This is a genomic window from Azospirillum himalayense (assembly GCF_042657465.1).
GTDB lineage: Bacteria > Pseudomonadota > Alphaproteobacteria > Azospirillales > Azospirillaceae > Azospirillum > Azospirillum himalayense.
In genome coordinates, this window is sequence record NZ_JBHSLC010000081.1 from 31927 (window position 1) to 55773 (window position 23847).

22 protein-coding genes and 1 tRNA gene are annotated in these 23847 nt (G+C 64.3%); 8 read left to right on the plus strand and 15 right to left on the minus strand.

Features of this window, described 5'->3' with window-relative positions; genetic code table 11:
- From ACFPMG_RS24075 to ACFPMG_RS24095, 5 genes are all read right to left on the minus strand, one after another.
- Window positions 1-801 (minus strand): hypothetical protein (locus tag ACFPMG_RS24075; RefSeq protein WP_376997757.1); only part of this gene is annotated, 801 nt, incomplete at its 3' end.
- A 103-nt stretch (window positions 802-904) separates the two neighbouring features.
- Window positions 905-2713, minus strand: coding sequence for an XkdF-like putative serine protease domain-containing protein (locus ACFPMG_RS24080; RefSeq protein ID WP_376997758.1), 1809 nt, complete (start codon window positions 2711-2713; stop codon window positions 905-907).
- 13 nt (window positions 2714-2726) lie between these two features.
- Window positions 2727-3248 carry a DnaT-like ssDNA-binding protein gene (locus ACFPMG_RS24085; RefSeq protein WP_376997760.1) on the minus strand — a complete coding sequence of 174 codons (522 nt, stop codon included), beginning with the start codon at window positions 3246-3248 and terminating at the stop codon, window positions 2727-2729.
- A 17-nt stretch (window positions 3249-3265) separates the two neighbouring features.
- Window positions 3266-4576: a hypothetical protein gene (locus tag ACFPMG_RS24090; RefSeq protein WP_376997761.1), complete on the minus strand. Its 1311-nt coding sequence runs from the start codon at window positions 4574-4576 to the stop codon at window positions 3266-3268.
- Between the two features lie 50 nt (window positions 4577-4626).
- Window positions 4627-5181: a phage antirepressor N-terminal domain-containing protein gene (locus ACFPMG_RS24095; RefSeq protein ID WP_376997762.1), complete on the minus strand. Its 555-nt coding sequence runs from the start codon at window positions 5179-5181 to the stop codon at window positions 4627-4629.
- 223 nt (window positions 5182-5404) lie between these two features.
- Between ACFPMG_RS24095 and ACFPMG_RS24100 the strand changes: the two genes are divergently transcribed.
- Window positions 5405-5608, plus strand: coding sequence for a hypothetical protein (locus ACFPMG_RS24100; protein ID WP_376997763.1), 204 nt, complete (start codon window positions 5405-5407; stop codon window positions 5606-5608).
- A gap of 29 nt (window positions 5609-5637) precedes the next feature.
- On the opposite strand, the gene ACFPMG_RS24105 is transcribed toward ACFPMG_RS24100, so the two are convergent.
- The 3 genes from ACFPMG_RS24105 to ACFPMG_RS24115 all read right to left on the minus strand — a co-directional run bounded on the left by ACFPMG_RS24105 (window position 5638) and on the right by ACFPMG_RS24115 (window position 7580).
- A complete protein-coding gene (locus tag ACFPMG_RS24105; protein ID WP_376997764.1) occupies window positions 5638-5883 on the minus strand; it encodes a hypothetical protein in 246 nt (81 codons plus the stop codon).
- A 73-nt stretch (window positions 5884-5956) separates the two neighbouring features.
- On the minus strand, window positions 5957-7051 hold the full coding sequence (locus ACFPMG_RS24110) for a hypothetical protein (RefSeq protein ID WP_376997765.1): 1095 nt from the start codon (window positions 7049-7051) through the stop codon (window positions 5957-5959).
- A 451-nt stretch (window positions 7052-7502) separates the two neighbouring features.
- Window positions 7503-7580: transfer RNA gene (locus tag ACFPMG_RS24115), tRNA-Pro, on the minus strand.
- A 1082-nt stretch (window positions 7581-8662) separates the two neighbouring features.
- On the opposite strand from ACFPMG_RS24115, the gene ACFPMG_RS24120 reads away from it, so the two are divergent.
- Window positions 8663-8947 carry a helix-turn-helix domain-containing protein gene (locus ACFPMG_RS24120; RefSeq protein ID WP_376997766.1) on the plus strand — a complete coding sequence of 95 codons (285 nt, stop codon included), beginning with the start codon at window positions 8663-8665 and terminating at the stop codon, window positions 8945-8947.
- A gap of 275 nt (window positions 8948-9222) precedes the next feature.
- Here the strand turns inward: ACFPMG_RS24120 and ACFPMG_RS24125 are convergent, their stop codons facing one another.
- From ACFPMG_RS24125 to ACFPMG_RS24140, 4 genes are all read right to left on the minus strand, one after another.
- Window positions 9223-11397, minus strand: a complete 2175-nt coding sequence (locus ACFPMG_RS24125; protein ID WP_376997767.1) for a phage portal protein family protein — start codon at window positions 11395-11397, stop codon at window positions 9223-9225.
- Window positions 11398-11428: 31 nt separating this feature from the next.
- Window positions 11429-12958, minus strand: coding sequence for a hypothetical protein (locus ACFPMG_RS24130; RefSeq protein ID WP_376997768.1), 1530 nt, complete (start codon window positions 12956-12958; stop codon window positions 11429-11431).
- Window positions 12930-13832: a MerR family transcriptional regulator gene (locus tag ACFPMG_RS24135; RefSeq protein ID WP_376997770.1), complete on the minus strand. Its 903-nt coding sequence runs from the start codon at window positions 13830-13832 to the stop codon at window positions 12930-12932. The genes ACFPMG_RS24130 and ACFPMG_RS24135 overlap by 29 nt, the downstream gene beginning before the upstream one ends.
- A 157-nt stretch (window positions 13833-13989) precedes the next feature.
- On the minus strand, window positions 13990-14718 hold the full coding sequence (locus ACFPMG_RS24140; protein WP_376997772.1) for a class I SAM-dependent methyltransferase: 729 nt from the start codon (window positions 14716-14718) through the stop codon (window positions 13990-13992).
- Window positions 14719-14917: 199 nt separating this feature from the next.
- Here ACFPMG_RS24140 and ACFPMG_RS24145 point away from each other — a divergent pair, with 199 nt between their 5' ends.
- Window positions 14918-15511, plus strand: coding sequence for a hypothetical protein (locus ACFPMG_RS24145; protein ID WP_376997773.1), 594 nt, complete (start codon window positions 14918-14920; stop codon window positions 15509-15511).
- A 22-nt stretch (window positions 15512-15533) separates the two neighbouring features.
- Here the strand turns inward: ACFPMG_RS24145 and ACFPMG_RS24150 are convergent, their stop codons facing one another.
- The 3 genes from ACFPMG_RS24150 to ACFPMG_RS24160 form a co-directional block, all read right to left on the minus strand.
- Complete coding sequence (locus ACFPMG_RS24150) at window positions 15534-16724, minus strand: DNA cytosine methyltransferase (RefSeq protein WP_376997774.1); 1191 nt, start codon at window positions 16722-16724, stop codon at window positions 15534-15536.
- Window positions 16708-17301 (minus strand): ParB N-terminal domain-containing protein, encoded by a 594-nt coding sequence (locus tag ACFPMG_RS24155; RefSeq protein ID WP_376997775.1) that lies wholly within the window; start codon window positions 17299-17301, stop codon window positions 16708-16710. Before ACFPMG_RS24155 ends, ACFPMG_RS24150 begins: the two co-directional genes overlap by 17 nt.
- 602 nt (window positions 17302-17903) lie before the next feature.
- Window positions 17904-18128 carry a hypothetical protein gene (locus ACFPMG_RS24160; protein ID WP_376997777.1) on the minus strand — a complete coding sequence of 75 codons (225 nt, stop codon included), beginning with the start codon at window positions 18126-18128 and terminating at the stop codon, window positions 17904-17906.
- 230 nt (window positions 18129-18358) lie between these two features.
- Between ACFPMG_RS24160 and ACFPMG_RS24165 the strand changes: the two genes are divergently transcribed.
- From ACFPMG_RS24165 to ACFPMG_RS24185, 5 genes are all read left to right on the plus strand, one after another.
- A complete protein-coding gene (locus ACFPMG_RS24165; protein ID WP_376997778.1) occupies window positions 18359-18877 on the plus strand; it encodes a hypothetical protein in 519 nt (172 codons plus the stop codon).
- Window positions 18878-19396: 519 nt separating this feature from the next.
- On the plus strand, window positions 19397-20602 hold the full coding sequence (locus tag ACFPMG_RS24170; protein WP_376997780.1) for a nucleotidyltransferase domain-containing protein: 1206 nt from the start codon (window positions 19397-19399) through the stop codon (window positions 20600-20602).
- The gene (locus tag ACFPMG_RS24175) at window positions 20599-22317 is read left to right on the plus strand and encodes a ThiF family adenylyltransferase (RefSeq protein ID WP_376997781.1); all 1719 of its coding nucleotides are present in this window, start codon (window positions 20599-20601) and stop codon (window positions 22315-22317) included. The genes ACFPMG_RS24170 and ACFPMG_RS24175 overlap by 4 nt, the downstream gene beginning before the upstream one ends.
- Window positions 22307-22765: a Mov34/MPN/PAD-1 family protein gene (locus ACFPMG_RS24180; protein WP_376997782.1), complete on the plus strand. Its 459-nt coding sequence runs from the start codon at window positions 22307-22309 to the stop codon at window positions 22763-22765. The genes ACFPMG_RS24175 and ACFPMG_RS24180 overlap by 11 nt, the downstream gene beginning before the upstream one ends.
- 2 nt (window positions 22766-22767) lie before the next feature.
- On the plus strand, window positions 22768-23841 hold the full coding sequence (locus ACFPMG_RS24185; RefSeq protein ID WP_376997783.1) for an SAVED domain-containing protein: 1074 nt from the start codon (window positions 22768-22770) through the stop codon (window positions 23839-23841).
- Window positions 23842-23847 lie beyond the last annotated feature (6 nt).

The window sequence follows — 23847 nt, forward strand, 5'->3', positions numbered from 1 at the left end:
GCCGGTCGGGCCGGTCTTCAGCAGGGCGTTGGTGGCGGCGTTCGCGGCGGCGATGGCAGCGGCCATGCGCCGGGCGATGGCGTTCTTGAACTCCTCCAGGCTGGTCACGACCATCTGGAGCTTCGTGTCGTCGGGCTCGGACGATTCGAGGATGGAGCGCAGGGCGGTGTAGAGGGCGTCGTTGAAACGCCACCAGTCCTGCATGGCGAGTTCGGCGGGCAGCACCTGACCGAAGGTCTTGGCGTCGTCTTCATCGGACTTCGCCAGGGCGCCGGCGCCGGCGGCGAAGGCGTCGGTAGCCTTCTTGACCTCCGTGGCGCCGATGGACTTGGCGTCTGCGACGGCCTTGGCGATGCCGGCATAGAGCCCGACCGGCGGATTGGCGACGCCCTTGAACAGGTCGGCCATGATGTCGGTGACCGACTTCGCCAGCGGATCGGCGACGGGCACGGTCTGGGGGATGGCGAGCGGCGCAGCCTTCGCGACGGGCGGCTTCTGGGACGCGCAGGACCCGGACTTGGTGCAGGCGTCTTTGGTGGTGCAGTCGGGGCAGGTGGTGAAGGCGGGCGGCGTGCCGGCCTTGTTGACGGGATCGCCCGTGCTACCGGGCGACGCCCCACCTGGGGCGGGGGTGCTCATGGGGTTGGCCTCGCTGGTGGTGGATGGGGAGGGGGAGGGCGGACCGGCGCCGGTGTCCGCCTTGTGGAGGGCGACCGTGGCGCCGGGGTTCATCCCGCGCCGACAGACAGCGACTTCGCCGATGGTCATGTTCGAGAGGTTGGCGACGGGCTTGTCCGGCATGGGCTAGCCTCATTGGGGAGAAGGGCAGGGGAGGCGGAACGCAGAAAGGCCGCTCGGGCGGGGTGCCCGGCGGCCTGTCGGTGGAGCGGTGATGCGGAGCGGATCAGCCCGCGGCGGGCGTCCTGGTGCCGGTGCCGCCGATGCTGAAGGAGACGTAATTCCCGGCCTTGATCTCGGCCCACACCTTGTCGTCGGTGATGTAATAGCCGCCCCACCAGCCGACGCAGTGGAGGTCCATCACGGCGGGGATTCCCATGGCGATCAGGCTGGCCACCATCGCCTGCTGCTTCTCCAGCGTGAAGACGCAGGACTCCACGAGCTTGCCGACGCCGATCAGGACGTGGGTGTCGGAGGCGACGCGGGCGTTCAGAACGTGCCCATAGGCGGCGGGCTCCAACTCGTCCGGCGCGATGCGGTCGCCCTCCCGGTCGGTGACCGGCTGGCCGTCGATCTCCACGATGCTGAACCAGCCGAAGACGAGGCGCTGGTCGTCATCGACCTTGCAGATGTTGGCCGACAGGATGAACCGGTCAGCGGTGCCCGCGCCGGCCCCCTTCGACACGCCGTCGGCGCCGGGCTGTTCCTGCTGGTCATCCGGCTTGCCATGGACGGACCAGACCACCTTGCCGCTGGGTTTTGTCCGGCGCTCCGCCTTGGCCTTCTTGGTGACGGCGGGCCAGTAGATCGTCTCCAGGTCCTCCGGGTAGCCGTCTCCGAAGTTCACGATGATGGTCTTGCTCTTCGGCACCACGAAGGCGACTGTGCCGGATGCCGGCCCCTTGTCGGTGAAGCGGTCATCATCGAAGTCGATCAGGTCGCCGACCGCGGGGATCGTGGCGGCGGCCTTGGTGATATCCGACGTGGGCGTGGTCACCACCTCCACCTTCGCCGCATCCAGGCCCCGGTACATGCCGCAGATGCTCGGCGTCAGCCACTCGACAGCCAGCGCGACCTTCCCGGTGTTCTCGCCCTCCTGAACGATCCAGGAGGCGATGACTTCGCCCAGTGCATCACCGACCTGTTCCAAGAACCAGTTGTCGGCCCGGTGCTCCTCCTTCACCTTGACCAGCGTGCCGGGCGCCACCGGCAAGTCCGCCTTCAGCACGTTGGTGACCGGCGTCAGGTCGGCGAAGCGAACCGCCTTCTCGACCTCTCCGCGCAGCCACGCGGCGGCGAGGTCATGATGCCCGTCCGCGATGTGCAGCCGACCGGGCTCCAACATGACCACGATGGGCTCGTGGCCACCACCGCCGTTCTCCACCTTCGCCATCACCTTCCCGGTGTCCACCCGGTTTTGCATGGCGAGGAGCTGGTCTAGCTTCACGGGCTGGAGCGGCCAGCGCTCCCGGTCGGTCAGGACGCCGAGGAAGCGCGGCACCTGATCGGGGCGGAGCCGGGCGAACACCGTCTGGTCGTAAGGGAAGGGCGGATAGCTGGTCTTGTCGTCGATGGGCTGGAGCGTGCGGGCCGGGACCGGCGCGTCCTGTGCGGCGCCGCTGGCCGCCTTCCCGAACACCTCCTTCACCTGCGTGAACCGAACCGGAATCGAGGTCTGCCCGGTCTTGCGCGCCGCAGCCAGCCGCTTCTTACCGCGGACCAACGCCCGGTTTCCTTCCGGGTCCACAGCGATGTCGATCGGGGGCGGCACCTCGCCGGCCTGGAACTTCGCGACGGCATCGAGCAGCCCGGCATCGTCGTCCGGCACATCGGCGGCGATGTCTTCCAGGTCCGCCAGCGCGACGGGGGTACCGACGCGGAACTTGCCATCGGCGTGGCGGAAGTGGCCCTTTTCAACAGTCTGTGCCAGGGCCTTGCCGAAGGTGAGCGGGGTATTTGCCGTGGTGGTCACAGGAGCGGCAGAGCCTTCCGCCTGCGCCTTCAGGGCATCGAGGAAGGAGAGCGGAGCGGGCATGGGGTTGGTTCCCTCAGACGGCGGGGGGCTTGGCGGAGGGGATGAAGATCGGCGCGACGTCGAGCGCGTTGTCGGCGCGCAGCAGCGGCGCCAGCAGCGCCTCCGCCTCGGTGTAGCTGGTGGTCAGCGTCTGGCCCGGCTCGAACTCCACGGACACCGGCCCGGCCTTCACTGAGCGGATGCCGGTGTCGCTGTCTTCCAACAGGGGACCGGCCTGCGCCTTCAGCGCCAGCATGCAAGCTGCTTCCTGGTACCGCCACGGGATCTCGGAATCACCGATGGTCGGGCCGCCGGTTTCGGCGCAGCCGGTGCGGGGGAACGGGAGCCGCCCCCGCGCCGCGCCCTTGAACGGCAGACCGGCGAGGTACCGGGTCGCCGTGCGGATGCTGGCCTCCTTCGTGCCCGTGGCGGCGAGGACCCATGCGGCAACGCCCTCCGTCAGCGGGTTGTCCGCGGCGAACTGGTCCACCTCCACCACCGACACGGCGGCGTTGGCGCCGGCAGGGAGGGTGCCGTCTTCAACGATCAAGGGCATGGTGCCGGGCTCCTGGTTCAGACGGCGGTGGTGACGCCGTTGGGCTCCCGGCGGAGCGTCAGGGCGAGGTCCGTGTCGGTGCCAGTGGCAGCGCCATCCGGGAACACCGCCTCATCCCCGGAAATCTGCCCGGTGGTCAGGTATTCGCGGGCGAATGCCAGTGCCTCGGCCATGGTGGTGGGAAGAAGGCCGGAGCGCGTGCGGTTCGCACTCATGTTGGTGATGGCGGTGTAGCTGGTGCCGGTGCGGCGGAGGGTGACGTAGCGCAGCATCCGCGAGCCATCGAACAGGTGATCGGCCCTTGGCTCCGGGAAACGGCCGCCCCGCGGATCGGCCAACATCGCCTCAGCGGCGCTCATGATGCTGTCGATATGGCCGAACTGCGAGTGCCGGCCCAACGCGAGATGGAAACGACCATCCGCCAGCGCCGCGACGTGGATCTCCACATCCGGCCCGCCCGCCAGCGCCGCCGTTTCGCCGGTCGCCCAGCCCCGTTCCAGCCCCGCCACCGTGGCATCCAGGTCGGCGCCCTCGATGCGCGCCGGGCGCAGCGCGGTCCAGAAGCTGAGCGGCTTCACCTCCACCGGCTGGCCGTCCAGCCCGGTCAGCGGCTCCATGGCAAGCCCAGCGGCCAGCTCCGCCGGAATCTGCGTGGCTTTCAGCCGCAGATGGAAGGCGATGGCCTCGATCATCTCCTCGGTGGTCACGTCCTCGCCGGGCGCCGGCACGTCGTCGCCGAACAGGCTCTTCGCGACGGCCTGCAGCATGCTCCGGGGCTCGAAGTCCAGCTTCAGCGTCATGGTGACGTTCCGGTCCTCCGGCTCGCCGGCGGCCTTCAGCGCGACGGCGCCGATCTCCCGCATGACCGCGGAGTAGCGCTCCGGGTCGGCGGGGTCGAGCAGGCCCAGCAGATCGTGAATCGTGTCGCCATAGGTGGACTCCCCTGTGCGCGCCGCCGGAGGGTTGACGGCGAAGACGCGCGAGGCGCCGCGCTCCGTCGCCCAGGACAGGAGGGCGTCGAACTGGTCCGTGGTCAGGCGCTCGGCGTTGCCGATCAGCAGTGCGTCGAAGGTGAGTTCGGTTTCGGTCAACAGGTGTTCAGCCGCATAACCGGCGAGGAATGTGACGCGATCCGACACCAGCAGGCCGAGCCGCTGAATCGCATTGGGCATTTCAGCGTGGTCGAGGATAAACGCTGGGCTCCCGCCGTCGTGCACCAGACCGTTGCAGATGTGGATCAGGGTGGAGGACAGGGCGTGCGTGCCGGCGGGGCCGGTGATGGTGAAGACGCGCGGAAGCGTCCGCGCCGCGGTGGGCGTGTCGGTCATGGCTGAAAGCCTCATGTCGGTAAGGAGAAAGAGCGAAAAAGGCGGTACAGTTACGCCTGTCCGTGCGGGCGACTGCCGAACAGGTCGGGCTGACGGCGCAAGACGCGGGCCTTCATGCCTTCCGTCGCTGGAAGACCGAGGTCGATCCACATCTCCTGGAGTTCCGCCTTGCTGAAGCCGGAGAGTCGGGCTTCACGGACCAACACCAGCTTCTGGGTAAGGGACACCGGAACGCCGGCCGCCTTGCCGAAGAAGTGCGTGAACAGCACGTCGGCGCATTCGGTCTGGTATTCGATGACCTTGGCCTTGGTGGCGGGATTCGTAACGCGACCCGGCTGAACGGTGGCAAGCCAAAAGTTCACGCGGGTGAGCGGCAGGAACGCCCATTCACGGCGCTGGCCGTCCCCTGGCATCTGGACCGTGGCAAACGTGAGGGCAGATGCCAGGACCGGATGACGGTGCAGCTTTCGGCGCTGCTCCTCCCAATCCAGCCCCATGCCTTCGACAACGGGCTTCATTGCCACCAGCGTCTCTGCCGGGGTCTCGCCGCGGACAGCGATCAGGGTTGCGCCGTGGAACTCCACGGTCGTCAGTTCGTGCTTCATTTCTCAGGATCTCCAAGGCGGTGCCGGCTGGCTCACCCGGCAGCGCGTTCGGGGAATCGCACACGCGACACCGGCACCGCCCTGGAGAAGGGGGAAACCGCATATCACGCTGCTTGCCGCCAAGCCATCGGCGGGAGCCAGGGAATTCAGGAAGGAATGTCGAAAATTGGTAGGCCGGATTGGACGTGGCGCCGAGAAGGCGCCGTGTTACGGTCGGGGCCTGATGGACGACGCCCCGCTCTCTGATGATGACGCGCACGAGCGCCTGGTGCGGCTCGCGGACGAGCTATCCGCCGACGCCGCCCGGTGCGAAAACCAACGTGCCCGCACCGCGCTTCAGGCGGGCGGTGAGGCGCTCTACCGGGTGGCGGAACTGCTGCGGATTGGGATCGCGGTAGTGGGAAAAGGAAAGGCGCCGCCCCGGTGACCAGGGCGGCGTGGCCCGATGTTGGGTGATCAGGTGACCGGCGTGGAGTCGAGGAAGTAATCCTTGCCGGGCTCGAATGCCCCAAACGCCTCCGGGTTGCTGATGGTCATGATCATGCTGCCGGCCGGCGTCGCCTTCGACCACTTGGCGTTCTCGCTGGTCGGGTCGTCGGAATGAACGGCTTGGAGATTGACCATCTCGGACACCTTGTCCTTCGTGGCGTCGTCACGCGTCTCGGTGACGCCGTAGCAGCGGAACTTGGCACGGATGTTCATGGAGCGCCCCTCCTTCAGGGCAGAGAAATGGCCGCGGGCGGGATGCCGGCGGCCTGAAGGTCTAATCGCCGGGTCAGCCGGGAACCGGAAAGGCCAGCATGTCCAGCCACCGGTTCCCTGAGCCTGTGAGCCGGATCTGCATCCAGCACCGGCATTGAATGATGTTCTCCGCTTCCCCCTCCGGGTCACGCGGGTAGAGCAGCGGTCCCAGCGGCGTCGCGAAGGGTTCTTCCAAACCCACACCATCAGGGTTCAGGTCCGGGATTTCCTTGTGCCAGATCCGGGTCCGCTCATCGTCGGTGTCCATCCAGAACCGGCGGATGCTATCGTAGGGCAGGGCGCCCGTCGCCACGGCGTTCAGCAGGGCGGCGTGCTGGCCGACACTGGCGCTGCGGAGACTTTCCGTGCGGCTCACCACCTCTGCCCGGTAGCGCAGGTACCGGTTGCTGTAGGCGGTTCCGGCCTTCTCCTGGATTGCTTCCGGAATCGGTTCGCCCGACCGGATAGCCCGCAGCACCGCGGCGTCGTACCGGCGGTCACGGAGTTCACGCCCGAGATAGCGGCGCAGGGTAGGGGCATCGGTTGACGCCAGCTCGTCCCGCGCCCGCTGGACGCTGCGGGCTTGGGTCTCGGTCAGGCCGAGGATGCCGCCTTCCCGCTCCCCGCTCTCCCCGATGCGGCCGCAGAGGTCGAGGGCGGACTGCACCGGGTTGCGCCCGGCCTCCATTCCATCCTCGAGGAACGTCCGCACCCCGTCGCGGGTGTTGTCGTTGATCTCCCGGATCAGCCCCATGTCGTAGTCGCGCAGGGCCTTCTCCGCCGGCAGGTTCCGGATGCCGAAAGTGGCGAGGAGTCGCGCGTCGGAGCCGGGCGGCAGGATGTCCTGGGAGATGGCGTCGATGATGAGGTCGCGGACCCCGGCGTGGGTCTCCTGGCCACCGGCAACAAACCCTTCGGCCATGGCGGCGCGGAAGCTGTTCAGCCAAGCCGGATCGTTCAGCCCGATCGCGTCGAGCACCCCGTCGACGTCGCCATTCTCCAGCAGCCCCGCGATGTGGGCCGGGTCAGCCTGGGCCCGGAGCGCACGCACAGCCTGCAGGAACGCCTCGCGCATGCCCGGCTCCAGGCGCGCGGCGATGTCCTCCAGGTAGCTTTGGGGGAGCGGCATCGGCAGGTTCCTGGAATGCGGAAGGGCGCCCCAGACGGACGCCCTTTCGTTGGATAGCAGAAGGATTCGGGTGGGAGACTTTGGTCAGGAGGGAACCGGAGAAGAGTCCGGTTAAAATCCCATAAGTCCCATTATGAAAAATACCGGAACGAGGTTTTCCAACGGCTTCCCGCAGGGTCACCGCGACACCCCCATTCCTACGCTACATCTAGTGGGTCGTTTTGGCCGGTTTCGGCTGTTCTGCCGTCCTCGCCGTTCCTACCCTGGGAACGAAAGCCGTGCCTGCCCCGTCACAGTTCGGTTCAGCAGCGGCGCCTCGACTGGTCCAGGTGGCGGTTCCAGGCCGCGCTCACCACCCGGTTTCCGCACGGACGGAAGAGGGACATTTGCTCCCGTCCGCGCCTCGTCGCCGTTCCATGACGGGGCAGGGCCGCATTTTCGCACATATGTATGGTCGGTGTGGCGGGATTCGAACCCGCGGCCTCCAGTACCCAAAACTGGCGCGCTGACCAGACTGCGCTACACGCCGTTGCCCGCTGGGCGAAGCTGCTGGGGCCGCTTCCTTTATCAGGAGAGCGGCCCCGTGGTAAATCCTACACACGGCAGGACCTTCTGCTTGCGGCGAGCCACCCTGTCGGTGACCTTTGGTTATCCCCATGGCTATGCCGGCGGGCGCCGCAACTGTCTCGGTGTGGGCCGGGCTTGATACCGGCTTGCGGTTATCGCGAGGCGTGTATTTTCCTACCGCCAAAGCCCCGGCCTTTCACCGGAGAGTTCCCTAACGGGTTCCCCTCGCCAACTCGCGGGTCCTTCCCCGCCGCCACACCGAACTCTCTCCAGGCGCCCGGCCTTCCACCGGGGTAAGGACTGTCTGCGCCTCTCGGCGTACAGCGCCTGGAACCCTGTGCCCCCAGAGGGGCGAATAGGTGGCGGGATACGAGCCTCCCGCCGTGGCGTCTCTCGGGTCCCGCGGCAAGAGGTCCAGGACATTCCGCGTCGCCAAGATATTCATGGCCCCGAAGGGCAAATCGCGTCCGGGGCGCGACCCCGGCATCTCCATTCCATCCCCAGGCGCTCCCGGAGCGGCGCAGCTTCGCCATCTCGGCGCCGGTAACGTCGGCTGCGATCCACGACCCCAGCTTCGGCAGGAGGCATCGCCGGTAAGCCCGTTGCCGGGCGTCTACGGTGCTGACCCTGACCGTCGGCAGGGACCGGGAGAGCGGCGTCCCGGATTGCGCGCTGGCTGCGGCTGATGGGCCGAAGCTGGCGAATGACCGGTGCGTTTTGTCGAGGACGCTCCACCCCTCGGTTGGCACACACAAGGCCAGCGGCGCCTGCCAGCCTATAGCGATCCAACAACCGTCAGCCCAATGGGCGAAACCTGTGCTGCGGGCCGGCTCGGGGCCTGGGTCGGGTCCGGATCACCGCCCTATCGAGTCACCGGCTTGCGCCGCCGCAGCACCGGAACCCTATCCCTGGAGCGTGGCTTCATCAACCGGCCCGCCGCTCCGAATTCGATTTCCCGGCGCACCGAAACGCACCGGCAGGAATTCCGATTTCCCGAATGTTTCGCCGTGCCGGCCTTCGGAGGAACCGAATACCATCCTACCCATGCCGAAGCTGCCCGCCACCCGACCGAAGCGCGATCGTGATGCTGATGCTCCAGCCCGGCGCCGCGCCGCTGTGGAGTTCCGCCGCAAGCTGAAGGCGTCCGGCCTCTCCCAAGCGAAGCTGGCCGCCGCGCTGGGCATCCAGCCGTCCACCGTCTCCTCCTGGGCGACCGCCGCGGCGATGGTGCCGGCCTACGCCATCGCCTACCTGGACCTGTTCGCCGAGCTGCTGGCGATCCGGGCTGCGGTCGGTTCCGCCGTGGAGCGGGTCCGCAAGGCGGCGTGACCTTCGGGATTTCCGAATGGTCGTGCGCGGGAACGTTCGGCGTAACCGAAGACTGGTGCGGTCGGCTCTGCGCGGTCGGCTCTGCATGGCGCCGCCTTCTGCTTGATTCCCGTCGCCGTTCCGCGTTATCCTGACCCTGTCGTGTGGTGGGAAAATCCTCGGCTCACGCGCCACTCTTCGGAGTGGCTTATGTACCCGCCTCGGTGGGGAAGTAGATGCTCGGTGTCGTGAGGTCCCGAGCCGCGACTATGAAGACCCCGCTTCGGCGGGGCTTTTCATTTCAGCGGCTTGTCCTTGGGCCGCTTTCCGATGTAATGGATTCGCCCCTTCTTAACCCGCTGTTCAACTTGGTGTTTTCGGGTAACGAAACCGGAACGCGCCCAATAGAACCCCGCGCCATCCCTGTCAACACTGACGGGCAACACGAACATTTCCCCATCTGTGTTCGGCACCGGATAATACAGTGCCACATTCAGGCCGTTCTCTCCGGACTCAGGGTCACTGACGAGCGCTGGTTTCGCGAGTCCGCCGCGAAGCGCAGCAATCATCTTCTTGCTATCCTCGGGATGCTTTTCGAGATGGTGCTGCACGGCTGCCGGGTTCATCTGGACCCCACCGGGGGAGAACCGCCGCTTCCCATGGAAATGGGCCGTCAGAAGGTCAGCAGGCAGGGCTCCGAAGAAAAGGGGTTTCGCTTTCCCCGCATGGCCGCCGCCGGCTCCACTGCCTCGGTCCGCCATCCGGGCGAAACGGCCGAGATGATCACGTGGTTGTGCTGGATTCCAAGCCTTCAAAACGTCAAGGACGAAAGGGCTTAGCCCGCCGCCGGGCAGGCCCCCTTCCGCCTTCTCGACGCCCTCCGGGATCTCGCCACCGGCCAGCACCGCCAGCGCCTCGCGGTAGACCGGATCGTCGGCCCCCAGCGCGGCGAGGGCGACGATGTCCTCCGGCGCCGCTTTGCTAACGGCTGCCCTGGTGCTGGCGGACCGTGACGGCCTGCCGCCCGTGGGAGCGTCCGGTGCCGCATCAACCAACCCATCGTCATCGGCCGGGGCCTCGGCGGGCTTCTTCGGCCTCTGCGTTGGCACCGATCTCTTCCCGGGCCGGCTGACCGCCGAACCGCCCTCGTCCCCCTGCCCCTCCAACTCCTTCGGCTTCAGCGGCAGATTGGCCGCCGCCCGCAGGGCATCCTCCAGCGCGTCGTCCATCACCATCCCGGCGCCGGTCATGGCCGTCAGGAAGGTGCCGAGCACCTGCAGGTTCGCCTTGTCGAGGTCTCCCGGCACCGCCTTCGGCATGGTGTCGCGCGGCAGTCCGTTGACCGCCCAGAGCCTGGGGATTACCACCCGGTTCACCTGCGCCGCGATGCCGCGGAGATAGCTCATCACCGCTTCACGCAGCAGGTTCGTCTTGTCGGTGGAGAGGTTCAGCGCGCCCTTGTTGTTGTGGCCGAGGAGGATGAAATCCGCCAGCGCCACCGACGCCATCTCCTGCTTCTTTCGCCCGATGATGATGGAGAAGTCGCCGCTGCGCCGCCCGTCCGCCACGGTGTAGTCGACCTTGTAGGCGTCGACCTTCTTGCCTTCCTTATCGACGATCGTCGGCAGGAGGATGAAGCCGGCGCGGTCGTCCGCCATCTCCTTGGCAAGCTGCTCCCAGGAGGCCCGCTTGGTCGGGTCGTTGTAGTCGCCGACCGGGATCTCCAGCGTCACGATGCCGCCGGCCCGAACGGCAACGGACGCCTCGGCGTTCTCGAACATGCGCAGCGCCGTGTAGGGCCGCACCGCAGGCTCCAGGATCGACTTGCCTTCCGGGTTGCCGCGGTTCGCGGTGGTGCGGATCAGCACCAGGCGCTCCATGGGGATCTGCACCTCTCGACCGCGCACCGGGTCGAGCTGGTAGAGGCCGAGCAGGCCGTCGGATTCCGGATCGAACCACCACCGCTGCACGGTGTCCTGGGAGCGCAGCGCGATCTTCCGCAGCCCGATCTTGCCGTCCTTGTACTGGCTGCCGGCCAGCGGGTCCGCGCCCTTCGGCGTTCCGGTACGCTTCCGATACACCATCTCGAATGGGGCGAATCCGTAGGGGAACATCGTCACGGCGTCCGCGACGAAGTCCTCCCAGGTGTGCTCCATGTCTTCGAACAGCACCCCATCCACGAAGTCCCGAGCTTCGCGGTGCGCCGGCGTGTCGCCGCTCGCCTCGATGCGCCAGGACACCGACCGGAACAGCGCAGTCAACGCGAACAGCATCGCCGCGATGGTCGGGTCCTTGGTCATCTCCCGGTATTTCCGGATGGCCTGGAGACCGCGGAGCTGCGGATCTTCGTCGTCGTAGATGTAACCGCCCCACTGACGGAGACCGCCGCGGCCAACCTCTGTCAGCAGGCTCTGGCCGGAACCGCTTCCCGCGTTCGAGCCCGCGGCCTTGGTGATCTGGTCATCGGACATCGGCAGGCTCTATCTGATGCGAGGGGTGGTGTTACGACAGCAGGCCGGCGCCACGGCCGCCGAACACGGGCGTGATGGACGGCATCACGAAGTCCTCGATCGGCTCCGGCGCATAGGTCAGCACCAGCGCTTCCGCGAAGTCGGGCGACGGGATGCCGCGCCGGGCCAGCGACAGCTTGGACTCGATGCCGATCCGGCCCTTCTCGTTCTTCAGCCACTTCGGGACCGGAAGCTGGCCGGTGAGTTCCTTGCTGTCCGGCAGGACGATGATGTCCTCCAGCGGGTGGTCGCAGCCGCCCTCCTGCCCTTCCAGGAACAGCAGCAGCTCATAGGAGCGCTGGAAGGCACAGCGGACCGTCCACCAGAGTTCCGCCTTCAGGTTGGCGAACATCTCCTTCGCCTTCCGTCCGTCCGGCCACTCCGCGTCGCTCGGCGAATCGCCGACATTGATCGGGTAGACCTTCAGCCCGTCCGTGTTGGCGTGCTTCAGCGTGCTGGTGACGGTGTTGCCGACACCGATGGGGTCGTAGTTCATCACCCCGGCGCCGGCCTGTCGCGTCTCGTCGAGCGCGGCGTGCGTCGTCGTGATGTTGTCCGGTGTGTTCCAGGATTTCGGCACCCGGACCACCGGCCCCTTGCGGATCACCAGCACCGTCTTGCCTTTGCCGCCGCCGCCGACGTCCATCCCGGCCACGCCCGGCGCGGTCGGGGACGTCCAGCGCTCCAGCCGGTCGCCCAGCAGCTTCCCGAGCTTGACGGCGGCCTGCACCCACGGGCCGGGGATGCAGACACCCTCCGCCGAGGCGCCGTAATCCAATTCGTATTCCTGCGCCCAGGTCACCGGATCGGTGGACGCCTTCTTGCGTGCGATCCACTCCGGCGTCTTGCGGGGATCGTCCTCCAGCCGGAAGGTGAAGACCTTCACGCTGTCGTTCTGGCGCTTCCGATAGAACAGGTTGCCCATGCCGTTGACGGAGGAGACCCAGCCACGGCAGTCGGCGTTGCCGATAATGGCCGCCTCGACCTTCTCGGCCTGATCGATGTGGGCGCCCTCATCCACGATGTAGATGGAGCTGCGGCCGCCACGGCCCATGTTCTTGCCGCCCTGCCCGCTAATGACGCTCCCGTTTGCCGGGTTGATCAGGCGCATGTACAGACTGTGCCGACGCTCATCGAAGCCGGGCGGCAGCATCCACAGCGGGAGCCGCTTCAGGATGATCCGGGCCTTTTCGAAGATCGAGTCCGGGTCGCCGGCCTTGTCGACGGCATCCTCGACACGGCTGCCGAACGTCGCCTTGAAGGCATCATGGAACAGCCAGCGGTGCACGCAGAACGCAACCGTCAGATAGGACGCCCCGGCGTCACGGCACTTCTCGACGAGCCATTCATCCCCATTCTCGACGCATTCCTGGAGCCACCACAGGAACTCGACCTGCTTCGGGAACAGGTCGAACGGCATGAAGGGCGATTTGTCCTTCCCGATCTCGCGAGGGTCGTAGGTCCAGCACCAATCGTTGACGAAATCGACGACGTTATGAGCGAGGTGCGCCTTTGTGAGCACCTGGAGCTTCCTGTCCCGCGCCGTCCGCTGGGCAAGCTCTAAGCGCCTCAGCATAGAGGCGTGCAAGCTCAGCCGGAGGGAGCTTGTCGTAACCGGAGTTTCGGACATCGACGCTCATCTCCGCTTCAACCTTCATCGGTGTTCCGTCCGGCGAGCTGAGTCCCTGGTTCTCCGTGGTCTGGCCCAGCGCCAGCCGCCCGATGCGCTGCGCCCGCTCCAGCGTGCCGGCGAGGCTCAGCAGTTCCTTCGGCGCCAGCGGCTGCGCGTCCTTGTTCGCCTCCTTGTTCCCGGCGGCCGGCTTCCGTGACCGCTGGGACCGCTGGATCGTCACCGCGACCTCCGCCTGGAGAGCCTTGGCCAGGGTGAGGCTCGTCGTGTCGAACTTCGCCCGCTCCCCGACGATGACGTGGGTGCGGAAATCAGGGGTCGGTCCGGGCTGCTGTGTGGCGGCCGGTTCACCAGGAGGCGGTTCGGGCACCGCCGGTTGCGGGACCTCTTCATCCGGTTCCGGCATCGAGGCGGCCCGCTCCGGCGCTGGCTCAGCGGGTGTCGCTGGAGCCGGGCGGACCTCGACGCCATGCTCCTTCAGTTCCTCAGCCAGTTCCGCGGTGCGCTGGTCCAGGCCCGGCGCCTTGGAAAGCTGGCGCGCCTTCTCGGCGTCCGTCGCCTCCTGCATCCGCTGCTGGTGGAAGGCCCGATCCGTCTCCCAACGCTCGCGGTTGATCCAGCGCGACACCGTTTCCCGGGCGACGCCGAACTGCTCCGCGAGCTGGATCGTGGTCGGGTAGACGAGGCCGCCGTCCGGCAACAGGATGCCCTCGACATAGGCCTTCTTCACCGCGGCCTTCGGTACCTCACGCTTGGCCCGCCCCATGTGACTCACCTGTGACTTGCTGTGATGACTGCGGCGGTCACACGATCACACCGCTTGTGACAGGTCCCCACCCTCATCGCCCCATAATTCAGCGATATCAGTGCGTTGTGAATTTCGCCGCCGCGTGATCGTCGTGTGATCCCCGCCCCTTTTCCCCTTACCCCGGCGCAGCACCGTGATCCGCTGTGACGCCCTCCAGGAGCCATCCGGCGAATTCCCCGAACCGGAACCATTCGATGGCGTCACCACCCACGATATCCGCGGTGATCGGGCGCTGGACGCCGCCGAGGCTGAGTTCCTTCGCCACGATCTCGGCAGGATCGACGCCGGCGGAAACCTTCCCGGCGAGCGTCAGCCTCCACAGCACGGTGGCGGGGTAGCCTGTCGCCGCCTCGCACTTGTCGAAAACGATGAGGGCACCTCCGGGCTTGATCCGCTGCCGCAGTTTCTGGACGAATGCAGCCCGGCGGGACACCGGCAGGAACATCAGCAGGAGGAAGCAGACACCGAGGTCGAAGGGCTCGAAATCGAACGCCATGGCATCGGCCTGCATGACTTCCCCAGGCCCGTCATATCGGACGACCATTTCCGCAGCCGCCTCGATGGCGACCAGCCGGGCTCTGCGGTCCTTCAGCGTTTCGGAAAGCGCTCGTCCGATGTTTCCGGTGCTGGCCCCGATGTCGTAGACCAGCCCGCCGGTCGGGATGTAGTGGCGGGCGATGTGCGCGATCGCCCCCGTGGCGAGATCATACCAGGGAAGCTGTTCCCGGACATGACGATCAAAGGCGGCGGCAATCTCCGCCTTCTCAAAGGTCCAGTTCCGGGGAATGTCGATAGGAGACGGTGAACCGGCGCTGAATGCTCCGGCATGTTGTTGATGGCTCATGGCACGATCCGTTTTCCGTAGCGGATTTGATCGTGCGCGCTTACCTCGCGCGGTTTTCAAAGGACGCTGCTACGTCCGAACTCAATTTCCAGGAGGCTCGCGATTTTCAGCGGAGACCGCTGCATTCCTCTGTACAGCGCAGCGGGACACACCTCAAAGTCGCATCATCAAGAGGATTTGCACCGAAAGGAACCAAGCGATGATCGACCTGACAAAGCTCTCCACCCGTGAACTCGTTGCCCTCTACAATCAGATCACCTCCGGCACCACCCAGCGCTTCGAGAGCCATGCCATTGGCGTCGAGCGGGTCGGCCGGAAGATTTCCCAACTTCAACTTATGCAGTCCGATGTCTACGCGGCGATGACGGCCTGCGGGATCGAAACGCCTCCGATGCCGAACTGCGGTTCGGATCAGGAGACGGGGACCGAGAGCACTCCGGAGACCGGGGTCTCCAGCGATGGCTCGACGCCCGCGACGGAAGCGACCATCATTGAGGGCGCTCCCGTTGACAGCGCGGCGCCGGACGCGGCTGAGGGCAGCGTCACGGTCAGCGAGACGCCGAAGACCAAGGAGGGGCAAGACCTCGTGGATCGCCGCATCCTCGACATGCTCAAGGCGCTGGGTCCCTGCAAGATCGGAGCGATGCGGGAGCGCTGGAAGGCGGAAGACGCGAATTTCCGCACCCTCGCTCCGACCCAGCAGAAGGGCGTCATGCGCCGCGCCGTCCGCCGGCTGGAGGAGAGTGGGAAGATAAAGAAGGATGGTCAGACGTTCTCCCTGCCGTCCCCCTGACCTTCCCCCGGTGCCGGGGCGCTCACGCGCCCCGTTCCGCTGGCCTCCTCTTCCCCTTCGGCAGCTTCCGGAGGACGCCGTCACGAACCGCGGCGGCGATGTGCATCATCATCACCGGCGGAACGGCTCGACCCATCCGCTCCCATTGCTGCTGGTAGGTTCCAGCGACCTCGAAGTCATCCGGGAATCCGCAGATCCGCTTCAATTCCGCGATGCTGAATTTCCGTTTCTCATAGGGATGGACGACGGAGGCGGCGGACGGATTTCCGCCGGTCTGGAGAATCGTCGGACACGGCCGGTCCGGATCGACCTTCACGAGATTGAAGCGTTCCGGATGCTGCCCACCTGGCTGAAGCTCGTCCCATTTTTTCCCGATGTCGAACCGGGAAATATCCGCTTCCGCCTCGACCTTAAAATGGAGGCTGTTCACGCTCCGGACGCCGACGGTGATGGTTGGTGACGGCCGGTCGGTGACGTCGCCCAGGCTGCGGTCGCCGCTAGTGTCGTGCACCACCCTGTTGATCCAGGGGATGGCATCCCGGATCGTGTAGCGGAACGGCAGCGGTCGTGGAAAGACCGGCTCCAGGCCGAGATCCTCCCGGACGCCGATGAAGATCAACCGCTGGCGGGCCTGCGGAATGCCGAGCCATTGGCCGTCGAGCACCTTGGCCGTGACGCGGTAGCCGCGCTTCAGCTCCTTCAGGATTTCCAGGAAATAGCCTTTGGCCGTTCCCTTGACCAAGCCGGAGACGTTTTCCGCGACGAAGGTTTTCGACTGGATGCCGTCTCGGAGACGGATGTACTCGAAGAAGAGGTCATCCGTGCGCTGCACGGTGTCGCTGTAGGCCTTCGCCCGACCCCAGCCCTTTTCCCGCTTCCCTGCCGTCGAGAAGGAAGCGCACGGCGGAGAGCCGTCGAACAGATCCAGTTCCCCCGGCTTCATGCCGATCGCGGACAGGATGTCCTCGGGCTTGACCTGACGGATGTCGCGCGGGTCCAAGACGGTGTAGGGTGCGGCGTTGGCCCGGTAGGTGTCCCGCGCCGCCTCGATGAATTCCGACGCCCAGGCCACCCGGAAGCCGGCCATGCGGTAACCCAGCGAGGAGCCGCCGCCGCCACTGAACGTCGAAGCGGCCGTGAAGCCGTTCCAGGGGAGCGCAGCGATCTCCTCCATGCTCGGGACGCGGTAGGGCGGCTTACTGGTGACCGCCATCCACGCCTCCCTCAGCATGACGGTCCCCATCGGCTCCACCAGCATCCGGCTTTCCGGACCAGCGGTAGCCGCATTTCGGGCAGCAGAACTGCGTCGGGATGTCCTCCCCATAGGACGGGAAATCCTCGGGAGGCTTCCCATCCTGACCGGCGCCATCCTCAGGCGTCGAGGAAGGATCATCGCCCGCCAAGTCATCCAGGGCCGCCATCCCAGCATCGGCGCCGATATCCGTCAGCAGCTCCATCAGCGTAACGTCATCGACGGACACCTCCTGGAGCAGCCGCTGCAGCGCTTCGGTGTCGACCTCCGCCAGTTCCGAGAGCGGGTCCAGGGTCGCAAGGACCAGGGCCTCCTCTTCCTCGCTGAGATCGACGATGATGACCGGCAGCATTTCCTGACCATCGCGGCGGGCGAGATCGAGACGTGCCGCACCGTCAACGAGTCGGCTGGTCCGCTCGTTGAAAATCAGCGGCTTCACCAAGCCGACGTGATCCAGGGCCGCCCGGAGCGCGTTGCGCTGCTTCTCCGGATGCTTGCGCCAAGCCTTTGGATTGTCGAGAATCTCCGATACCGGCATGAGCCGATATGCAACGATGCGGATGCGCCAAGGGGCGCCATTGCTATTTGTGGTACTACTTTCGTGTGACATTCGTACACAGCTCTGCGACTATACCCCGTCGCTCTGCAGGCGATGACGGGATGGCCGGGTCAACCGGCTCTGGTCTGGCTGTGCGTGCTTACCTCACGCGGCGAAACGGGGCTGCTACCCCGCGGTAGCCCCCGTCTCCTAACCTTCGAAGAGGCGACGGGAGCTGAAGGCCGGGCCGCCATGAAGCGACCCGACACGAATTCCATAGCTGCTGGTCAGGATTGAAGCCGGGGCCGCCCGATCCGCACCACGCCATCCCCGGCGCCTGTGCACCGGCTCTGTGGCTGTGGTTGTTGGCGGGACTGCCGCCCCTGCTTCGTGGACCTTCCGGCTTTGCTGGTTCCCCGCTGGTGCCGACACGGATGCGACGCTCCGGCGGGGTGCTTTCGGCGATGATCGCGGCAGACGCAACGCGCACGCCTGCTGACCTGGGAAATGGGATCGGTGGTGCGGGCGCTACCCGCTCGGACTACAGCATGGCACGCCTCCTGTTGGAGTGAGGGAACCGGCCGGACGCCCCCAGCCCTGCCCTACTGGCGAGCCGGCGGCAGGCCGTTGACCAGATTGCTTTGGATCACCCAAACCACGGGGCGGCTGCTGGGATCGACGGCCTCCGCCCAGACCTTCACCGTGGTCTGGCCGAGGCGGTGCCAGTGGCCTTCGATGCGGGTGGCCAACGCCTTGGCCTCGCCCTCGGTCATGAGGTCGAGCGGCGTTGCAGCGACGCCGGTTTCGGCGCCGTGATGATCAGGCATTCGTGTTGTCCCTGGCGGAAATGGTCCGGCGCGGACAGCGCTGTTTCAGCCGGCGGCCTGTGAAGGCCAGCGGGGCGAAACCGAGTTGGAATCCGGAGGGGATGAATTTTGGGCAGGCACACTACGCCCGTCGGGAATCGATATGTCATTTCCGCCGGATCGCGTCAACACGCTTTCCGAGTCCAATTCAAATTACACTCGACTCAAAGTGTGTCGTTCGGAAATCCGGAATGCCTTTTTCCACCAAACGACGATTTGCCGCTAATTGTGGGCATGAGCCTTTCCTCGCGTTGTGCTACGATTCCGGGATGCCGATCCGCCGTGAAACCCGCTGGCTGTACCCGATCGACTGGCCGCTGATCTCCAAGCACATCCGCTTCGAGGTCGCCGGCCCCCATGGTGCGGGACGGTGCTGGAAGTGCGGGCGCCCGCATGGACACGAACTGCGGGTGCTCCCGGACGGGCGCTGGTTCGATGCGGAGCTGCACACCTGGAGGGATGCCCGCGGCAAAGAAGCGGCTTGGCCGGACATGGTCGATGCCTGCCGGATGAGGAAGACCAGGGTGATCCTGGCGGCCTGCCACCGGGATCACGATCCACCCAACGTGAAGCCGAAGAACCTCGCTGCCTGGTGCCAGCGGTGCCACATCCTCAATGACCGGGAGCATCACCGCCGGCAGTTCCGCCTCACGATTCTGCTGAGGCGGGCGATGGGGGATCTGTTCGAGGGGGCGTATCAGCGGTGGTAACCTGTAACAACGCCCCTCCCGAGCCGGAATCGTTCGCTCTTGGACACCTTCAAGAGACCATCGAGGGAACACTCCAGTACAATTTCTCAATATCGATTGCCTATCTTCTGTGTAGGACCTGCTAGCTTAGCCTGCTGCTTCCGAATTCAGCAAAGCTCCAGGAATTGTTATTTTTCTGCTGACGTATAATGACTTGGTTTTGCCAGAAGCAGACGACCTCTTTTTAATAATCTCGAGTCGTTAGCTCCGATACACGCAACGCCTTGCACGGCCAAGGATTGCGCGTCTGGATCAGTCACGTCTTAAAGAGGGAAATCAAAGATGGATGGTTAGGCTTTGAGCGACAATAGAGCTTGATTATCTAGTTGTTGGCGTGCGATCATCCGATACCAAATTTACTCTAACGCTGGTTGTCCACCAAGCGCGCTGCTGCCGCAGCGCTCTTCTGCAGAATTTTAATGGTAGCTGACTGACAGACGCGACCTAGTTGATAAAACAGTGAAAGTAACGGGCTTAATCATGCCGACCAAGACCGCTGAAGACTATCTTGCAGCACTTGCCGACGAGCTCGCCGTCAGCGATGTGCGTTACGATCAGGCGTGCCGCAGCTACGCATCGCTTGGCGCATGGCTCCATCGACCCGAGTCAACGGTCCTCAAATATGACCCCCAAGTCTACGTTCAGGGGTCTTTTCGCTTAGGTACTGCCATCCGCCCCATTAGCGACGAAGAGGAGTACGACGTCGATTCCGTCTGTGTGCTTCGCACACTCAGCACGAGCAACATGAGTCAGAAGCAGTTGAAGACGCTCCTAGGCGACGAAATCAAGGCATACCGACGCGCACAGAACATGGTAAAGCCCGTGCGCGAGGGTCGTCGATGCTGGGTGCTCTCATATGCCGATGGAGCCCAGTTCCACATGGACATTGTCCCAGCTGTTCCAAACGCGACGCGGCAACGCCAGATGCTTGAAGCACGTGGGCTTGATCTCCAGTGGTCGGAAACGGCCATCGTTATCACCGACATACGTTCGCCAGTATATGAGTACATTTCGGACAACTGGCAGCGGTCGAATCCAAAGGGTTATGCTGAATGGTTTAAGCTGCGGATGGGCACGGTATTCGAGCAGCGCAGACGGGCTCTCGCTGAGTCCATCAAGGCTAACGTTGAAGAAATCCCAGACTATCGCGTCAGAACCCCGCTTCAGTCCGCAATCATGATTCTAAAGCGGCACCGCGACGGAATGTTTGTGAACCGGTACGACGAACGCCCGATATCAATCATCATTACCACCCTCGCTGGGCACGCATACAATGGAGAGGAGAAGATAGCAGATACACTTTATTCAATTCTCAGCCGAATGGACCAATTTATAGAGCATGATGGACAGAAACGCGTCATTCGTAACCCATCCGACCCCCTTGAGAACTTTGCGGACAAGTGGCCCCAGCACCCTGAACGGGAAGAGGCGTTCTTCGAATGGCTGGCCGAGGCCCGTCGCGACTTCGGCGAGCTTGCTCGACAAATCGAACGCCGCCGGCTCGTCGAGAGTGTTCAGCTCCGCATGGGCGCCGTGGCGGAGAGGGCTGCGGCCCGCCTCGGGCCGCCGCCTGGGAGCATGTTGAGTCCCGCCTCAGCGGCAGCAGTGGTAGGCGCTGCCGGATCGAGCGCACCCGCCTTTCCAAACGCCCGACGTGAACCGACATCGCCTAAGGGCTTCGCGTGATCTGGTGGGCGGAACAGCCCACCAGGGCGCAAGCTGAGCGCAAAGCGGTTGGAGATATCGCTGACCGCAGCACATGGCTCCTGAACGTCACGTGGCGCTTAGCGAAAAACCTACAGCTCGCCGCCGACTTCGACCTTAGGATCGGCGAGCGAACGATCCCTCTCACGATTATCTATCCGGACTTTTTTCCTGACGCGCCGCCCTCAGTCCTTCCGCGTGATGAAGTGCGCCTATCTGGTCACCAGTATGGCGCGTCAGGTGAGTTGTGCTTGGAGCATCGCTCAGATAACTGGACGCCCGACATAACGGGCGCGATGATGATTGAAAGCACATACCGCTTACTCTCGTCCGAGGAGGAAACCGGTCAGGCAGCGCCGTCCGACCATCGAACCTTGCCGGCACAGTGGACTCGCGCCACCACCCTGCGGTTTCTCTTCTCCAGGGAGTCCTTGACGGGTATGTCCATGGTCGAGGCAGGGCAGAGTGCCGAAGCCGAACTCCAGGAACATAACGCTGCAGGCATCTTTGTTGCGCAGTTGTCGCATATCGGGCCTGCTGACTCACCCATCTGGTCGGAACCGAGGAAGCGGGGCGGTAACCCACACACGATCAGGGCGATGGTCGTCCGCGTTCCAGCGGGGAGTAGCCGCAAATGCAGGGACTTTGACGAGCTCAAGACGCTGCTCGGGATGCATGGCTTCGGCACTCTCGCCGTGGCTCTGTCGAACGCATCGGACTGGGTTGGCATCATCCTATTCGATGGCGTCAGCCTTCATGTTCCGATGGTTTTCGGTGAAAGCGGTTCACGGTCGGTTATCAACTACGACCCCGTGTTTACAGAACATGACGGCGACCGTCTGGACCCTGAATATGAACGGCTCAGTGGGGCTAAGGTTGCGGTGGTCGGATGTGGCTCAGTCGGCTCGAAAGTAGCTGCCCAACTCGCCCGATCCGGTGTGGGTTGGTTTGTGCTGATCGATGGCGATGCGCTCACCTCAGGTAATTTGGTACGTAACGAACTCGATTGGCGAGCGGTCGGAATCCACAAGGCTCCGGCGCTCGGAGCACGGCTGAAGGAAATCAGCGCGGACTGCGCCGTTATTACTCGCACAACGGTCATGGGAGGTCAGGAGAGCGGAGGGACGATTGCGGCAACCATGAGTGACATTGAGGAGTGCGATCTTATCATTGATGCAACTGCAGACGCCGCCGTATTCAACCTTTGCGCAGCCATCGCACGAAGGGCGGAAAAGCCAATGTGCTGGGCGCAGGTTTTCGGCGGGGGTGCTGGTGGCATTGTTGTCCGGCTGAGGCCTAAGATCGACCCCACCCCGCTCACCGCGCGGCGGCGTATTGAGCGCTGGTATGCTGCGCAGGGAGTGGAGTGGCCTAACGATGGGTCCTCACAGCCCTATACCGAGACCAACGGCGGTGAAAACCCGCTCATTGCGGATGACGCCGACGTCTCGGTCATCGCCTCGCATTTATCGCGCCTTGTCATTGATCTCCTTGCTCGCCGGAGAAACACGATCTTTCCATACTCGGCTTATCTCATAGGACTCGCCGAGAGATGGATTTTCACAGCTCCCTTCGACGTGCGCCCGATTGATCTCGGTGAAAGCGATGCGTGGCACATGGAGCCCGAGCCAAGCGACGTCGATGCGCTCAAACAGCTGCTGGGTGAACTGCTTCCAGGTAAGGCCGATGCAGGTTGAAATCACACAGGACGTGCGGGCGAACCTGCGTCAAGCATTGCGTGTCGCCGGCCGCCGCGAAATTGGTGGTGTACTAATGGGCGAGCAAATAGAACCTGGCCACTTCCGCGTGGTCGACCTCTCGATCGATAAGGAAATGGGTGGCCGCGCTCACTTCGTCCGCAGCCCCCTGGCACATGTTGAGGCGCTGAACGCGTTTTTCCAGCGCACTGGCAATAGATACGATCGTTTTAATTATCTGGGCGAGTGGCATTCTCATCCGCGTTTCCCAGTAATGCCGAGCATACAGGACATCGCGTCAATGCGTGAACTCGTTCATGGCGAACAGAATATTGAGTTCGCTGTCCTCTTGATTGTCAGACTGAACTGGTGGCGAACTATCGCCAGTTCCTGCACACTATTCCGCCGTGGTTACAACCCTTCGCCCGTCGAAATATTGGAGGCATAAAGTTGACAAACTACTTCCTACGATCGTTTATTGACTGGATCTTCAGACGCCAATCCGCTGGCGTTACACTTATCAGACTTGGCGTTCCGCTTTTCGGTCTGGTTTTGCTGAGCTTAACATTCGGCCTGACTATCCCTACCGCCAACGGGCCCATCATCTTCAGCTGGGACACGTCTAGCGGCAGCTCCGCCGTACTGAGCTGGGGCACCTTCATCGTCGCCGCCTCCATCGTCCTTCTAGGCATTTTGCTCATCATTCGCGACATCCTTCGGGAGAGCCGTGAAAAGGTCATTGTCATCGAGGTACGTGGATTGCGAGATTGGCAGGGTGAACCGCTAGATAAGGCGGTGCCGACATCAATCACGGGGCGCCGTGACCCGCTCATGATCGATATCAGGCAGGGCCTGGTCGATGGCCAGATCATTGACCCCAGCGTCGCCATCCGACGCCTCTCTGGGTTGCCGGACGACATCGCAAGACGCTGCAATGGCCTTAACCGCGCAGATGTGTCATTCGTCGTCGGAGGCCTCGCTCCAGTGCCGTTCCTCTTCCTTCTCGGCGTGATCGTCGACGACGAATCCCATACGCTCATCATGGATTGGGATCGGGAACGGAAAATTTGGCGCCCTCTGGACGAGGTGGATGACGGTAAGAGGTTCATCATCTCCGGCCTTAATGCCATTGCTGCGGGCACAACGCGCGTGGCCCTCTGCGTATCAGCCTCTTACGATGTACTCGATGCGGACGTGCGGATTATCGAACCTACTGCTCCAATCATTAGGATGGACCTTGAGGATCGAACAACGACGTCAAACTGGTCTGAGCATAAGCAGCAGCAGCTCGCTCAGCAATTTCTCAACGTAGTCATGGAGCTTGCTCGTCAAGGCGTTACTGACATCGCATTGTTCCTAGCGGCTCCAGCTAGTATTTCACTCCGTTTCGGCACGGTTTACGACAAGCGTAACCTGCCAAGCGTCACGGTGAATCAGTACGAGCAGGCCAATCCGATAAAATTCCCCTGGGCAATCCGAATGCCCGTCGCAGGTTTAGCGCAGCCCGCGGTGGAGCAACGCTGACCTATC

Bases quoted from the DNA above. Each gene is read 5' to 3' on its own strand.
- ACFPMG_RS24080 (WP_376997758.1), bottom strand. From the start codon at position 2,713: ATGCCCGCTCCGCTCTCCTTCCTCGATGCCCTGAAGGCGCAGGCGGAA.
- ACFPMG_RS24085 (WP_376997760.1), bottom strand. From the start codon at position 3,248: ATGCCCTTGATCGTTGAAGACGGCACCCTCCCTGCCGGCGCCAACGCC.
- ACFPMG_RS24090 (WP_376997761.1), bottom strand. From the start codon at position 4,576: ATGACCGACACGCCCACCGCGGCGCGGACGCTTCCGCGCGTCTTCACC.
- ACFPMG_RS24095 (WP_376997762.1), bottom strand. From the start codon at position 5,181: ATGAAGCACGAACTGACGACCGTGGAGTTCCACGGCGCAACCCTGATC.
- ACFPMG_RS24100 (WP_376997763.1), top strand. From the start codon at position 5,405: ATGGACGACGCCCCGCTCTCTGATGATGACGCGCACGAGCGCCTGGTG.
- ACFPMG_RS24105 (WP_376997764.1), bottom strand. From the start codon at position 5,883: ATGAACATCCGTGCCAAGTTCCGCTGCTACGGCGTCACCGAGACGCGT.
- ACFPMG_RS24110 (WP_376997765.1), bottom strand. From the start codon at position 7,051: ATGCCGCTCCCCCAAAGCTACCTGGAGGACATCGCCGCGCGCCTGGAG.
- ACFPMG_RS24120 (WP_376997766.1), top strand. From the start codon at position 8,663: ATGCCGAAGCTGCCCGCCACCCGACCGAAGCGCGATCGTGATGCTGAT.
- ACFPMG_RS24125 (WP_376997767.1), bottom strand. From the start codon at position 11,397: ATGTCCGATGACCAGATCACCAAGGCCGCGGGCTCGAACGCGGGAAGC.
- ACFPMG_RS24135 (WP_376997770.1), bottom strand. From the start codon at position 13,832: ATGGGGCGGGCCAAGCGTGAGGTACCGAAGGCCGCGGTGAAGAAGGCC.
- ACFPMG_RS24140 (WP_376997772.1), bottom strand. From the start codon at position 14,718: ATGAGCCATCAACAACATGCCGGAGCATTCAGCGCCGGTTCACCGTCT.
- ACFPMG_RS24145 (WP_376997773.1), top strand. From the start codon at position 14,918: ATGATCGACCTGACAAAGCTCTCCACCCGTGAACTCGTTGCCCTCTAC.
- ACFPMG_RS24150 (WP_376997774.1), bottom strand. From the start codon at position 16,724: ATGGCGGTCACCAGTAAGCCGCCCTACCGCGTCCCGAGCATGGAGGAG.
- ACFPMG_RS24155 (WP_376997775.1), bottom strand. From the start codon at position 17,301: ATGCCGGTATCGGAGATTCTCGACAATCCAAAGGCTTGGCGCAAGCAT.
- ACFPMG_RS24160 (WP_376997777.1), bottom strand. From the start codon at position 18,128: ATGCCTGATCATCACGGCGCCGAAACCGGCGTCGCTGCAACGCCGCTC.
- ACFPMG_RS24165 (WP_376997778.1), top strand. From the start codon at position 18,359: ATGCCTTTTTCCACCAAACGACGATTTGCCGCTAATTGTGGGCATGAG.
- ACFPMG_RS24170 (WP_376997780.1), top strand. From the start codon at position 19,397: ATGCCGACCAAGACCGCTGAAGACTATCTTGCAGCACTTGCCGACGAG.
- ACFPMG_RS24180 (WP_376997782.1), top strand. From the start codon at position 22,307: ATGCAGGTTGAAATCACACAGGACGTGCGGGCGAACCTGCGTCAAGCA.